Below are 13,930 nucleotides of genomic sequence, written 5' to 3' on the forward strand. Positions count from 1 at the left end.
TTTATTTTCACATTAAGCTTACATCTTAACAACTAAACGTAGCACTAAAAACATTAAAAAATCAATAAAATACAAGCCATTATAAAAACAAAAAGGTTCTGAGCATGGCAAAAATTTTTATTGGGATAGGGATTTTATTTCTCATCATTGGCTTAATTTATCTGTTTTTTCCCAATGCCTTTAGTTGGTTTGGTCGTATGCCGGGGGACGTTAATTATCGCTCAGAAGGCGGTGGCTTTAGCTTTCACTTTCCCATCGTCACCATGATAATCGTGAGTATCATTCTTACCATTATTCTTAACCTATTTAACCGCTGACACCGCGCTAATCACAGCGATGTCTAGCGGGTTTTATCGCAAAAAACTGCCTTTTTCATTAAAAAATGTCGTAAACTGTGATTACGCCAGTCACGATTGAAAAGGAGTTAGTCATGCAGCGCGACATTTTTAAGCCAACACTACTGAGCCTTGTCATCGCCCAAAGCTTATTGACGGCGTGTAGCCCCTCACCGTCAAATAGCCGTGATACCAGCCCTGCCACACCCGTCATCGCCCAACCAACGCCCGTGGTTGCTGCGCCTGCCATAATGATGGAAGCGGCAGCAATGAGCAAGATGGCACGCTACTCGCCTATCATGCCGATGCCGATGCCGATGCCGAGACAACAGGATAATAGCGAAAAATATCAGCACCTTGCAGTCAATCCCATTCACCAAACCGCCACCGATGCCGTTGCCACCTTTAGTATCGATACCGACACGGGCAGCTACGCCAATGTGCGCCGTTTTCTCAACAACGGACAATTACCGCCCACTGACGCGGTGCGTATTGAAGAGCTTATCAACTATTTTAACTATGACTTTTCACAAGCCAAGCACCTTGCCAACGCCCCTTTTTTAGTAAGTACCGAAACAGTTGCCGCACCTTGGCGTGCTACCAATCGTATCATCAAAGTGGCTATCAAAGCGGATGACCCTACCATCACCAAAAAAAGCGTCTTACCGTCTGCCAACTTGGTATTTTTGGTGGATGTGTCAGGCTCGATGTCAGACAACGATAAATTGCCACTGGTCAAATCTTCGCTAAAAATGCTCACCAAGCAATTGAGGTCGCAAGATACCATCAGTATCGTGACCTATGCAGGTCATACCCAAGTGACGCTTCCTGCCACTAAAGGCAGTGATACCGACAAAATATTAGCCGCAATTGATAGCCTAGATGCCAGTGGCTCGACCAATGGCGAAGCAGCGATAAAGTTGGCTTATCAACAAGCAAAAATCCACTATAAAAAAGACGGCATCAACCGCATTTTGATGATGACCGATGGGGATTTTAATGTCGGCGTATCGGACGTCGATGAAATGCTAGATATTATCCGCCGTGAGCGTGACAGCGGGGTATCACTTTCCACGTTTGGCTTTGGTGAAGGCAATTTAAACGACCACATGATGGAGCAAGTCGCGGATAACGGCAACGGTAACTATAGCTACATCGACAGCCTGTCTGAGGCCAAAAAAGCCTTGTTAGACGAAATGTCAGCAACCTTTAATACCGTAGCAAAAGATGTCAAAGTCCAAGTGGAATTCAATCCCCAGACGGTTAAAGAATGGCGCTTAATTGGTTATGAAAATCGTGTCCTTGCAAAAGAAGATTTTAACAACGATAAAGTAGACGCAGGTGAGCTAGGGGCAGGCAAATCCGTGGTTGCGCTGTTTGAAGTTACCCCTGTGGGTCAGCAAGGTTGGCTAGATGATAGCCGCTATCAATCTCACCCTATCAATCACACAGGCAAAAATACTGAGTTAGGGTTTTTAAAACTGCGCTATAAAGCCCCAAATAGCAACACATCAACGCTTTTGACCCTGCCCATTACCAGTAAAACGCAACCACCGAGCAGCGAGCTGGCGTTTGCGCTAAGTGTGGCAAGTTTTGGTGAAACCCTCAAGCAAAGCAAATACCTCGGTAATTGGCAACTAAACGACAGCAAGCGACTCGCCCAAGCCAATATCGGCAACGACCCACAAGGTATTCGCCGCGAGTTTATCAAGCTTATCGACTTAGCCGATAGCTTACAACCGACCAAAAAATAGCCACTATACAACTGTCAATAAAAAAGCTAGATAAATCATCTAGCTTTTTTCCTACTTTTAATGTTTTGTCCATCAGTGCTGTTTTGTGCCAAAAATTTTATCCCCTGCATCCCCAAGCCCTGGGATAATATACCCCTGTTCATTGAGATGACTATCGAGGGCTGCGGTAAAAATCTTCACATCAGGATGGGCATCATTCACCGCCTTCACCCCTTCAGGCGTTGCAACCAATACCAAGGCTTTAATATCTTTACAACCGTGTTTTTTCATCATATCAATCGTTGCTACCATACTACCACCCGTGGCAAGCATAGGATCTAAAATCAACGCAGGACGCTCATTAATATCTTTGACCAACTTTTCAAAAAAAGGCACAGGCTCAAGGGTATCCTCATCACGTTGCAGTCCAACCATCGAGATTTTAGCCGTGGGAATAAGGTCTAAAACCCCATCAAGCATTCCCAAACCTGCACGCAAGATAGGTACGACAGTGACGGTTTTACCTTTGATTTGAATCCCTTCTATTTGGTTGCCTTCCCAACCCTGAATGCTGATTTTTTCTATGGGAAAATCACGGCTTGCTTCATACGCCATCAAACGTGCAAGTTCTTTAGTCAAGGTACGAAATTTATAAGTGCTACTATCTACCTCGCGCATCAAAGATAATTTATGCTTAACTAAGGGGTGGTCAATAACGGTAATTTGCATGGTAACACTCACTTTAAATTTCACACCAAAAATTTTCGCCTATTTTACCCAAAGTCTGCGATAAAAACATTAATTTTCTATTCTGAGTTTTTCTCTGAGGCTTTCAAGAATGCAAAAAAATACCCCCTTACTAGTGTAAGGGGGGTGGTTTTGGAATAGGGAGCTGACGATGACCTACTCTCACATGGGCGAACCACACTACCATTGGCGCATTGGAGTTTCACTTCTGAGTTCGGGAAGGGATCAGGTGGTACCTCCAAGCTATTATCGTCAGCAAAGGGGGATAGAGGAATGAATCTGTTTTTTTATTTAGTTAAAAGTAATGAATAAGCTAAATCAAGTATTGGTGAACATCATACATTATCATACAAAGCCATTTAGGCGTTGTATAGTCAAGCCAAACGAGCAATTAGTATTGGTTAGCTACACATATCACTATGCTTCCACACCCAACCTATCAACGTCGTAGTCTACAACGGCTCTTTAGGGAAATCTAATCTTAAGGTGGGCTTCCCGCTTAGATGCTTTCAGCGGTTATCCCATCCGAACATAGCTACTCGGCAATGCCACTGGCGTGACAACCGAAACACCAGAGGTTCGTCCACTCTGGTCCTCTCGTACTAGGAGCAGATCCTCTCAAATTTCCAACGCCCACGGTAGATAGGGACCGAACTGTCTCACGACGTTCTAAACCCAGCTCGCGTACCTCTTTAAATGGCGAACAGCCATACCCTTGGGACCTGCTTCAGCCCCAGGATGAGATGAGCCGACATCGAGGTGCCAAACACCGCCGTCGATATGAACTCTTGGGCGGTATCAGCCTGTTATCCCCAGAGTACCTTTTATCCGTTGAGCGATGGCCCTTCCATACAGAACCACCGGATCACTAAGACCTACTTTCGTATCTGCTCGACTTGTGGGTCTCGCAGTTAAGCGCGCTTTTGCCTTTATACTCTTCGAACGATTTCCGACCGTTCTGAGCGCACCTTCGTACTCCTCCGTTACTCTTTAGGAGGAGACCGCCCCAGTCAAACTACCCACCATACATTGTCCTCAGCTCTGTTAAGCTTGAGTTAGAACCCCAACATTACCAGGGTGGTATTTCAAGGATGGCTCCACAGACACTGGCGTGCCTGCTTCAAAGCCTCCCACCTATCCTACACAGGTAAGGTCAAAGTTCAATGTAAAGCTGTAGTAAAGGTTCACGGGGTCTTTCCGTCTAGCCGCGGGTACACAGCATCTTCACTGCGATTTCGATTTCACTGAGTCTCTGCTGGAGACAGCGCCGCCATCATTATGCCATTCGTGCAGGTCGGAACTTACCCGACAAGGAATTTCGCTACCTTAGGACCGTTATAGTTACGGCCGCCGTTTACTGGGGCTTCGATCAAGAGCTTCGCCTTGCGGCTGACCCCATCAATTAACCTTCCAGCACCGGGCAGGCATCACACCCTATACGTCCACTTTCGTGTTTGCAGAGTGCTGTGTTTTTAATAAACAGTTGCAGCGGCCTGGTATCTGCGACTGCCAATAGCTTTGTAGTGCGTGACTACTCACCATCGGCAGCGTACCTTCTCCCGAAGTTACGGTACCATTTTGCCTAGTTCCTTCAGCAGAGTTCTCTCAAGCGCCTTGGTATTCTCTACCTGACCACCTGTGTCGGTTTCGGGTACGATTTGTTTATGACTATCGCTTAGAAGCTTTTCCTGGAAGCAGGGTATTTGCCACTTCGCTGTACAAGTACAGCTTGCTATCAGATCTCATTAATAGTCTAGCGGATTTGCCTACTAAACCTAACTACATCCTTCCACTTGGACAACCATCGCCAAGCTGGCATAACCTTCTCCGTCCCTCCATCGCATCATAAACAAGTATCGGAATATTAACCGATTTCCCATCGACTACGCCTTTCGGCCTCGCCTTAGGGGTCGACTCACCCAGCCCCGATTAACGTTGGACTGGAACCCTTGGTCTTCCGGCGTGCGAGCTTTTCACTCGCATTGTCGTTACTCACGTCAGCATTCGCTCTTGTGATACCTCCAGCATGCTTTACAACACACCTTCACAGGCTTACACAATGCTCCCCTACCACTTAATTGAAACAATTAAATCCGCAGCTTCGGCTCCTAGTTTGAGCCCCGTTACATCTTCCGCGCAGGCCGACTCGACTAGTGAGCTATTACGCTTTCTTTAAAGGGTGGCTGCTTCTAAGCCAACCTCCTAGCTGTCTGTGCCTTCCCACATCGTTTCCCACTTAACTAGGAATTTGGGGCCTTAGCTGGCGGTCTGGGTTGTTTCCCTCTTGACGACGGACGTTAGCACCCGCCGTCTGTCTCCCGGATATCACTCATCGGTATTCGGAGTTTGCATCGGTTTGGTAAGTCGGGATGACCCCCTAGCCGAAACAGTGCTCTACCCCCAATGGTGTTCGTCCGAGGCGCTACCTAAATAGCTTTCGGGGAGAACCAGCTATCACCGAGTTTGATTAGCCTTTCACCCCTATCCACAAGTCATCCCCTGGCTTTTCAACGACAGTGGGTTCGGTCCTCCGGTAACTGTTACGTCACTTTCAACCTGCTCATGGATAGATCACTCGGTTTCGGGTCTATACCCTGCAACTAGACGCCCTATTAAGACTCGGTTTCCCTACGGCTCCCCTATTCGGTTAACCTTGCTACAGAATATAAGTCGCTGACCCATTATACAAAAGGTACGCCGTCACCCCGCTACTTAATTATTCTGCCAGTCGCTTGATTAAGGACTGGTAAACTTTGCCATGATGTTTGAGCGTTTGCTCTCTTCTCATTGCTAATTGTTTTGTTTGATATGCTTCATAGTATAGTAGTTGCCATTGCTGGTAACTGGTCGATTTGTTTCCACCACTGTTATGGGCGGCAAATCGTTGTCTTAGGTCTGATGTGTATCCACAATAATGCGAACCATCTTCACCTTTGAGTATATATACGTAGAACATTATCATTCCAAAATAATTAAGTAGCGGGGCTCCGACTGCTTGTATGCACACGGTTTCAGGTTCTATTTCACTCCCCTCACAGGGGTTCTTTTCGCCTTTCCCTCACGGTACTGGTTCACTATCGGTCAGTCAGGAGTATTTAGCCTTGGAGGATGGTCCCCCCATCTTCAGACAGAATTTCTCGTGTTCCGCCCTACTTAATATGCTTCTTATAACCTTTCGAGTACGGGATTATCACCCTCTACGATTGACCTTTCCAAGTCATTCCTCTAAATTATAATCAGTCGGCTCCTCCCCGTTCGCTCGCCGCTACTAGGGGAATCTCTATTGATGTCTTTTCCTCGGGTTACTGAGATGTTTCACTTCTCCCGGTTTGCCCCCCGCTATAAAATATAGCGGGGTACCTGTCTTATGACAAGTGGGTTTCCCCATTCAGATATCGCCGGATCACAGGATATTGCCGCCTCCCCGACGCTTTTCGCAGGCTGTCACGTCTTTCATCGCCTCTGACTGCCAAGGCATCCACCATGTGCACTTCATTACTTGACTATACAACCCTAAATAGCTTCATCTGTTGCCAAATGAGTGACAGCTATTACTTGCTTTGCATCTCGAAATAATTCGAGATTTCAAGCAAGTGCTTACTGCACTTTTCTATTTGAGTTATATTCGTAATGGTAACGATCTTCACCTATGTTTACGCTTGATTCAGTTCTCTTTACTTTTATACCGCACCTGTCTGCTAAAGGCAGCAAGGTGCGGTAAAGGTTAATTATCTTCGTTGGAACTTGATAATTAACCCAGACTCATTTCTCTATGTTGTTATTGAATTATCAGACCTTCGTCAGGTCGTGATTTCTGATAAAACAGATTGAAGTAATCTCTTAATACTTACTAAATTACTCTGTCTGCTTTATAACGTTAAGCTAATTATGGTGGAGCCAAGGAGAGTCGAACTCCTGACCTCCTGCGTGCAAGGCAGGCGCTCTACCAACTGAGCTATGGCCCCTGAGCAAGGATCAGCAAAGCATCGCTTTGCCCGAGCGCAAGAGAATTTACGAAGTAAATTCTAAAGCATTTAACCTCTGGTTAAATGGTGGGTCTAATAAGACTTGAACTTATGACCCCTGCCTTATCAAGGCAGTGCTCTAACCAACTGAGCTATAGACCCTGAACGAGGATTAGCAAAGCATCGCTTTGCCCGAGTGCAAGAGAATTTACGAAGTAAATTCTAAAGCCGTAACCCTCGAATTAGCTTATTTATACACAAGAACAACTTGCTGTGAATTCTCACTTAGTGCTTTAGTTAAGGAGGTGATCCAGCCGCAGGTTCCCCTACGGCTACCTTGTTACGACTTCACCCCAGTCATCGACCACACCGTGGTAAGCGCCCTCTTTCGTTAGGCTACCTACTTCTGGTGCAATAGACTCCCATGGTGTGACGGGCGGTGTGTACAAGGCCCGGGAACGTATTCACCGCGGCATTCTGATCCGCGATTACTAGCGATTCCGACTTCATGGAGTCGAGTTGCAGACTCCAATCCGGACTACGATAGGCTTTTTGAGATTAGCATCACATCGCTGTGTAGCAACCCTCTGTACCTACCATTGTAGCACGTGTGTAGCCCTGGTCGTAAGGGCCATGATGACTTGACGTCGTCCCCGCCTTCCTCCAGTTTGTCACTGGCAGTATCCTTAAAGTTCCCGGCTTAACCCGCTGGCAAATAAGGAAAAGGGTTGCGCTCGTTGCGGGACTTAACCCAACATCTCACGACACGAGCTGACGACAGCCATGCAGCACCTGTATGTGAGTTCCCGAAGGCACTCTCTCATCTCTGAAAGATTCTCACTATGTCAAGACCAGGTAAGGTTCTTCGCGTTGCATCGAATTAAACCACATGCTCCACCGCTTGTGCGGGCCCCCGTCAATTCATTTGAGTTTTAACCTTGCGGCCGTACTCCCCAGGCGGTCTACTTATCGCGTTAACTGCGCCACTAAAGTCTCAAGGACCCCAACGGCTAGTAGACATCGTTTACGGCGTGGACTACCAGGGTATCTAATCCTGTTTGCTACCCACGCTTTCGAATCTCAGTGTCAATATTATGCCAGGAAGCTGCCTTCGCCATCGGTATTCCTCCAGATCTCTACGCATTTCACCGCTACACCTGGAATTCTACTTCCCTCTCACATATTCTAGCACCACCAGTATCACATGCAGTTCCCAGGTTAAGCCCGGGGATTTCACATGTGACTTAATGAGCCACCTACACTCGCTTTACGCCCAGTAATTCCGATTAACGCTCGCACCCTCTGTATTACCGCGGCTGCTGGCACAGAGTTAGCCGGTGCTTATTCTGCAGGTAACGTCTAATCTAATGGGTATTAACCATTAGCCTCTCCTCCCTGCTTAAAGTGCTTTACAACCAAAAGGCCTTCTTCACACACGCGGCATGGCTGGATCAGGGTTGCCCCCATTGTCCAATATTCCCCACTGCTGCCTCCCGTAGGAGTCCGGACCGTGTCTCAGTTCCGGTGTGACTGATCATCCTCTCAGACCAGTTACAGATCGTCGCCTTGGTGGGCCTTTACCCCACCAACTAGCTAATCTGATTTAGGCTCATCTAATAGCAAGAGCTTGCGCCCCCTTTCACCCGTAGGTCGTATGCGGTATTAATTCGAGTTTCCCCGAGCTATCCCCCACTACTAGGTAGATTCCTAAATGTTACTCACCCGTCCGCCACTAATCATCTCTAGCAAGCTAGAGAGTCATCGTTCGACTTGCATGTGTTAAGCCTGCCGCCAGCGTTCAATCTGAGCCATGATCAAACTCTTCAGTTTAATCTTTCTATCTATTGTCACCGCGTAGCGGTGTCAATAGATTTAATTTGTTGACTCAATTATTTATACTGTCTTTGCTCAAATAAACTTACGAGTATCTTCACTCTGACAATATAATTAATTAAAGTCTTAATTTTATCGCCCTAAGTGAAAATCCACACAAGTTGTTCTTGTGTTTGTTGTTATTTAGTGCCAACACCATCGTCTGGTTGTTGTTAAGAAGGTCGCTATTTTAACAGATTATTTTGTGTTGTCAATAACTTTTTTCTTTAATTTTTTATGACCGCTCAACTTATATCTGTATTAATTTAAGTTGTTGTTTTTACTACAGTTTACGGCTGTAGTCGCTGCCAGTGAGTGCGTATTATACGCTTTTCTTTTTGCCTGTCAATACCACTACGAAAATTTTTTTGATTTATTTTGCAGTTGTTGATAACTCCCTTTATTTTGTGGGTATTTACTGCCATTTGATATATAATTGAATATATTGTTTAAACAATTTTTCGTTAGGCGATGTTCGGTGGTTTTGCGGTTGTCGTCTTTCATTTTTTTATGTTCATGTCAGAAAATATGTGAGGGCAAACAATGTCTGTACAACCTCCTTCCCCTGCTGGTAATGATTTTAGACTACCTGTCCACCAAGTAGATGCCACTAAAAAACGCGTACATCCTCGTTTTGTGACGGGTTTTTATCAAAACATCCGCGTTGTCAGTATGTATTCTTTATTGTTGTTGTTTTTGGTGTTGCCATGGATTCGCTATAACGGACACCAAGCAATATGGTTTGATTTCTCGGGTTCTAAGATTGTGCTATTTGGGCTAACTTTTTTACCCCAAGACGTTTTTATTTTTGCGTTTTTCTTTATGGTTGCGGCCTTTTTATTGTTTATGGTAACCGTTTATGCCGGTCGTGTGTGGTGTGGCTATGCCTGTCCACAGACGATTTGGACGCATATGTACCAATATACTGAGAAGCTTGTCATTGGCGATCGTAATAAGCAGTTTAAGTTAGATAAAGCGCCTTGGAATGGCGAAAAAATCATGAAACGCGGCTTGGTGTATCTGATTTGGTTTATCATGGCGTTGGTGACGGCATTGACGTTTACTAGTTATGCTGTTGGGACTGATTATCTTTATCATAATTGGCAATGGTTTGGCGTTATTCCTGTGCCAAATTGGACGCCATTAACTTGGGTTTCGGTACTTATTTTTACCTTTGCGACGTTTGCCAATGCAGGCTATATGCGTGAGCACTTTTGTACCCATATTTGCCCCTATGGTCGCTTCCAAAGCGTGATGTTCGATAAAGATACGTTGATTGTAACCTACGACTATAAACGTGGTGAGCCACGTGGCGCGCGTAAAAGAGGCGGTGAAGATGAGAATTTAGGTGACTGTATCAACTGTCTGATGTGTGTACAAGTGTGTCCGACGGGTATCGATATTCGTGATGGTTTGCAAGTGGAATGTATCCAGTGTGCGGCTTGTATCGATGCGTGTAATGACATTATGGATAAAGTCAATAAACCACGCGGTTTGATACGGTATAGTACCGAACGCCAGTTGGTAGAGAATGAGCCAAGTAAAATTTTGCGTCCACGGTTTTTTGCTTATTTGGCGGTGATTGCGTTGTTGATTGGGACGGGGGTTTATTTTTTAACCAGCCGTGTACCGCTGCAGATTGATATTCGCCGTGACCGTAATCAGTTGTCGTCAATCAATGCGCAAGGTTTGGTAGAAAATAACTACATCGTTAAAATCACCAATAAAACCCAGCAAGACCATGAGTATGCGGTGACATTGACACCACAACCCGGCTTAAAACTTGATAGCCGCTTTAAAACCATTCCATTAGAAGCGGGCGAAAGTTATGAATTCCCTGTCACTGTGCTGGGCGATCCAAAAGTGATTACCAAAAGCAATATTCCTATCCAAATGCAAGTGGTAAGTGTGGATGATGGCGGTAAATATAAAGCGGTAAAAGATAACGTGTTTACCACGGATAAATAAGTTTGGTTGTCTAAAAAAGCTGGTTTTGATAATCGGCTTTTTTTGTGCCAAATTATTGGGGCACGTTATTGGGGCATGGGTTTTTCTGCTATACTAGCTTTTTGATTGTTATCTGCTGAGTGGTCTATGGCAACACCGACAAATTCTTCTGCTTCATCAACTTCTAATCAGTCGATATCCAAACTTTGGTATAAAAATTATATGGTTTGGATTTTTGTCATTGGTCTGCCGCTATTTGTGGTAGTCGCCTGTATCTGGTTCGTGTTTTACTCGGTGAGAATCCAAGATTCTACTGTGCGTGATGACTGGTACATGGATGGTAAGACCTTATATGCGGATGTGTCAAAAGACAAACTGGCGCATGATTTGGGGCTAACCGGTCAAATGATGATTCATAATCAGTCCGTCAATTTTAAACTTGAGGCGCCCGCTAGTGACAAGTTTAAAGCACCTGAGCAATTGGCAGTGGAGATTTCCCATGCCACCCAAAAGCAAAAAGACCGTGACATCATTATCAAACGGTTAAGTGATGGCAGTTATGCGGGCAATGTACAGCTAGACCCGTCTAAAGGTAAATACTATATTGTGGTGCATGACCCAGCCAATAGCTGGCGACTGCGTGCAATTGAAGAGTTGCCGATGGCAAAGTCGATTGAGTTTAAGCCACTGACCGCGTTTGACAAAAAATCTTAGTTTCAGTCAACTAATTACAGGGACTTAGTTACATTGGTTACAGGTGCTTGGCTTCCTTAAAACCTTGCTGGGTAGTCAACGAAATGGCAAGTGTTTAACAACTCTCCCAAATCCCCACTTGCCCTTCATGAAGTTTTGGCACACCGCCAAGCACCCGCCACGGCATGGTGCTGCCATGAAAATCACTACCGATAGACACCTTTAACTCATGCGCTTTAATCACTCTATCGACCATATGGCGGGTTGAAGTCGGTTCATTACTGGCAGGCAATTCCACCGCATCACCACTACTACTGGCAAAATCCGCAATCAGTTTACGCACTTTGTTGGCGGTTAAATTGTAACGGGTCGCATGAGCCAAAGACGCTTTGCCACCACAGTCATGAATCAAATTGATACAGTCTTTAAGCGATAAGCCATCGAGTGCCACATAGCAAGGTTTATGGTCAGCCAAATAGCCAGTAAAGGCTTTTTGCACATCACTCACCAAGCCTTGATCCGCCATCACTTTGGCGATATGGGTGCGACCGACCGCTTGGGGATTACCTTTGGCTTGCACTAACACCGCCTGCCAAATCTCATCCATCGGGCGTTTAAAGGTACTTGCCACACGCTCGCACATCGCATATCCGCGCGTTTCTCGATTGGCTTGGATGGCAGCCAGTTTGCTGTGCATTGTTTCGATATCACTAAAGCCGTACCCCAGTACATGAATCACTTTTTCATTTTGGGCAGGTTTTTTGGCGTAGCCGCCCATGACACGATGACGACAGCTGATTTCAACACCGTGAATCAGCGTCATACCAAGACTCTCAGCGGTTTGGCGCGCCTCAAGGATACCAAGTACTGTATCATGGTCACTTAAGGATAATACTTTCACCCCTTTTTCATGCGCTTTTTGCACCACTTCGCTTGGGCTAAAAGTGCCATCGGAGCGGGTACTGTGGCAGTGCATATCAATCGGGAGTTGGGTATAAATAGGACTGCTAGACAAAATATCGAGATTTAAAGAATTCACAAATACGCCTTAATTACAAAAGCTAGTTGCCAACAATAGGACAAAAAGGGGTTAAGACAAAGAGGGGTTAACTCTGCGCAGGCTTATTCACAAGTGCACGTGATTGATGAAGCAAGGAAAATCGCAAAGTTACTTTTCGATTTTAGCATATCCGTGTAAACTAGCGGCTAAGATTTTTACAAGCGATTTTTGTTAGAGACGACTATGAGCGGTTTATTGGATTTGCTACCTTTACTGGCATTTTTTTACTTTTCCAAACAGCAAGGGGTACTGGCAGGTGCGGCGGCGTTATTGATTACCACACTGGTGGTATATGTCGTGCATTTTGCCAGACAAAAAGGCAAGCTCAATAAACAGCAGTGGGTGACACTGATTTTAACCGTGGGATTTTGTGGATTAAGCTTAATTTTCCATGACGAAGCGTTTTTAAAATGGAAATCAACCGTCATCAATAGCGTATTTGCAGTTGCCCTCATTATCAGTGTCGCGATAGGTAAACCGCTATTAGAGTTGGCAATGAAAAATGTGTTTCGATTGACCCAATCGGGCTGGAATAGACTCACCCTCGCTTGGGCAGGGTATTTCTTACTGATGGCAGGTTTGCAATATTATTTTGCGTTTTTTACCAACAACGATACCTGGATTAATTTTAAAAGCTGGGGATGGATACCGGTGATGCTGGTATTTTTAATCGGGCAATTTGTGTTCTTAAAAAACCACCTAAATCCAGACATGCAGCAACAAATCAATGATAAAGGAAAAAACTAAAGGAGAATATGGATGGCACTTTTTGTCATTATCGGTCATGACGTCCCTGATAGCCTTGAGCTACGCAAACAATTCCGTTCTGCTCATCTTGAGCGTCTAACGGTGTTAGATGAGCAGCGCCGTCTAATCATCGCAGGCCCTACGCCAATTGCGCATGGAGAGCCTGAAATGAGTGGCAGTGTATTGGTCGTGGATTTTGACAGCGATGAAGCCGTGCAAGCTTGGGCAAGTGAAGAGCCTTACTTATTAAATGGTGTGTATAGTCATGTGGATATCAAACCTTTTATCCAAGTTTTTCCTAAATCAGCGAGTTAATGTTGGGTTTAGCAGTTGTTTGTAGTGCATAATTGGCAAAGTCTGGGTGGTGATAAGTGACAAGCATGAAAAAATTGGTGGGCAGATTGGCAAGCGGCGCAGTGTTATTGACGGTATTACAGGTGACAAGCCTGACCCATGCAGCACCGCAAGTTGTCGTCACTGACCCAAAAACAGGACAACCACTCGCCAAACAGCCAGAGCTTGCCTCAAGCGTTGCCAGTAGCACCTCACCAATGCAAAATCCCAAACAACCTACCCTTGCCCAGCTCAACCAGCCCACTGACAGCCAGTTGTCCAACGCCAACCAACAACTATTGGCAAAAAATGCTGAATTACAAAACCAAGTCGATAGTTTAAATACGCAGGTCAAAGTACTTGTCAATGAGCGCAGTGGACAGATTTTTATCTACGGTGCGGTCACTGCACTGCTCAGTGGGATCCTTGGTATCGCACTGGGCTGGATGGTCGCAGGGCGTAAAGGTCGTTGGTAGTCGACTTTATAAGCCTAACATT

9 protein-coding genes, 2 tRNA genes and 3 rRNA genes are annotated in these 13,930 nt (G+C 45.4%); 7 read left to right on the forward strand and 7 right to left on the reverse strand.

Annotated elements, in window-relative coordinates:
* Window positions 1–104 precede the first annotated feature (104 nt).
* Both AXE82_RS03395 and AXE82_RS03400 read left to right on the forward strand, forming a co-directional pair.
* Window positions 105–317: a DUF2905 domain-containing protein gene (locus tag AXE82_RS03395; protein ID WP_007115869.1), complete on the forward strand. Its 213-nt coding sequence runs from the start codon at window positions 105–107 to the stop codon at window positions 315–317.
* A gap of 113 nt (window positions 318–430) precedes the next feature.
* The gene (locus AXE82_RS03400) at window positions 431–2,089 is read left to right on the forward strand and encodes a vWA domain-containing protein (RefSeq protein WP_062331438.1); all 1,659 of its coding nucleotides are present in this window, start codon (window positions 431–433) and stop codon (window positions 2,087–2,089) included.
* Window positions 2,090–2,161: 72 nt separating this feature from the next.
* Here AXE82_RS03400 and upp read toward each other — a convergent pair whose 3' ends face one another.
* From upp to AXE82_RS03430, 6 genes are all read right to left on the reverse strand, one after another.
* The gene (upp, locus tag AXE82_RS03405; RefSeq protein WP_062334748.1) at window positions 2,162–2,797 is read right to left on the reverse strand and encodes a uracil phosphoribosyltransferase; all 636 of its coding nucleotides are present in this window, start codon (window positions 2,795–2,797) and stop codon (window positions 2,162–2,164) included.
* A gap of 161 nt (window positions 2,798–2,958) precedes the next feature.
* Window positions 2,959–3,072, reverse strand: a 5S ribosomal RNA gene (gene rrf, locus AXE82_RS03410).
* 113 nt (window positions 3,073–3,185) lie between these two features.
* Window positions 3,186–6,320: ribosomal RNA gene (locus AXE82_RS03415) — 23S ribosomal RNA — on the reverse strand.
* A 384-nt stretch (window positions 6,321–6,704) separates the two neighbouring features.
* Window positions 6,705–6,780, reverse strand: a tRNA-Ala gene (locus AXE82_RS03420).
* An 85-nt stretch (window positions 6,781–6,865) separates the two neighbouring features.
* A tRNA-Ile gene (locus tag AXE82_RS03425) sits at window positions 6,866–6,942 on the reverse strand.
* A gap of 136 nt (window positions 6,943–7,078) precedes the next feature.
* Window positions 7,079–8,610, reverse strand: a 16S ribosomal RNA gene (locus AXE82_RS03430).
* The 16S, 23S and 5S rRNA genes sit together here with 2 tRNA genes alongside, the layout of an rRNA operon.
* A gap of 585 nt (window positions 8,611–9,195) precedes the next feature.
* Between AXE82_RS03430 and ccoG the strand changes: the two genes are divergently transcribed.
* Both ccoG and AXE82_RS03440 read left to right on the forward strand, forming a co-directional pair.
* Entirely contained in the window at window positions 9,196–10,620 is a 1,425-nt protein-coding gene (ccoG, locus tag AXE82_RS03435; protein WP_062331441.1) for a cytochrome c oxidase accessory protein CcoG, read from the forward strand.
* A gap of 126 nt (window positions 10,621–10,746) precedes the next feature.
* Window positions 10,747–11,313, forward strand: a complete 567-nt coding sequence (locus tag AXE82_RS03440) for a FixH family protein (RefSeq protein WP_062331444.1) — start codon at window positions 10,747–10,749, stop codon at window positions 11,311–11,313.
* Between the two features lie 94 nt (window positions 11,314–11,407).
* On the opposite strand, the gene AXE82_RS03445 is transcribed toward AXE82_RS03440, so the two are convergent.
* Window positions 11,408–12,331 (reverse strand): PHP domain-containing protein, encoded by a 924-nt coding sequence (locus AXE82_RS03445; protein ID WP_062331448.1) that lies wholly within the window; start codon window positions 12,329–12,331, stop codon window positions 11,408–11,410.
* Window positions 12,332–12,535: 204 nt separating this feature from the next.
* Between AXE82_RS03445 and AXE82_RS03450 the strand changes: the two genes are divergently transcribed.
* From AXE82_RS03450 to AXE82_RS03460, 3 genes are all read left to right on the forward strand, one after another.
* Window positions 12,536–13,099 carry an inner membrane-spanning protein YciB gene (locus tag AXE82_RS03450; protein ID WP_062331450.1) on the forward strand — a complete coding sequence of 188 codons (564 nt, stop codon included), beginning with the start codon at window positions 12,536–12,538 and terminating at the stop codon, window positions 13,097–13,099.
* A gap of 12 nt (window positions 13,100–13,111) precedes the next feature.
* Window positions 13,112–13,414 carry a YciI family protein gene (locus tag AXE82_RS03455; RefSeq protein ID WP_062331453.1) on the forward strand — a complete coding sequence of 101 codons (303 nt, stop codon included), beginning with the start codon at window positions 13,112–13,114 and terminating at the stop codon, window positions 13,412–13,414.
* A gap of 65 nt (window positions 13,415–13,479) precedes the next feature.
* On the forward strand, window positions 13,480–13,908 hold the full coding sequence (locus tag AXE82_RS03460) for an SH3 domain-containing protein (protein ID WP_062331457.1): 429 nt from the start codon (window positions 13,480–13,482) through the stop codon (window positions 13,906–13,908).
* Window positions 13,909–13,930 lie beyond the last annotated feature (22 nt).

Source organism: Moraxella osloensis, assembly GCF_001553955.1.
Taxonomy (GTDB): Bacteria; Pseudomonadota; Gammaproteobacteria; order Pseudomonadales; family Moraxellaceae; genus Faucicola; species Faucicola osloensis.

Excerpts from the sequence above, each read along its gene's own strand:
- AXE82_RS03460 (WP_062331457.1), top strand. The coding sequence starts at position 13,480 with ATGAAAAAATTGGTGGGCAGATTGGCAAGCGGCGCAGTGTTATTGACG.
- AXE82_RS03395 (WP_007115869.1), top strand. The coding sequence starts at position 105 with ATGGCAAAAATTTTTATTGGGATAGGGATTTTATTTCTCATCATTGGC.
- upp (WP_062334748.1), bottom strand. The coding sequence starts at position 2,797 with ATGCAAATTACCGTTATTGACCACCCCTTAGTTAAGCATAAATTATCT.
- AXE82_RS03450 (WP_062331450.1), top strand. The coding sequence starts at position 12,536 with ATGAGCGGTTTATTGGATTTGCTACCTTTACTGGCATTTTTTTACTTT.
- AXE82_RS03440 (WP_062331444.1), top strand. The coding sequence starts at position 10,747 with ATGGCAACACCGACAAATTCTTCTGCTTCATCAACTTCTAATCAGTCG.
- AXE82_RS03455 (WP_062331453.1), top strand. The coding sequence starts at position 13,112 with ATGGCACTTTTTGTCATTATCGGTCATGACGTCCCTGATAGCCTTGAG.
- ccoG (WP_062331441.1), top strand. The coding sequence starts at position 9,196 with ATGTCTGTACAACCTCCTTCCCCTGCTGGTAATGATTTTAGACTACCT.
- AXE82_RS03400 (WP_062331438.1), top strand. The coding sequence starts at position 431 with ATGCAGCGCGACATTTTTAAGCCAACACTACTGAGCCTTGTCATCGCC.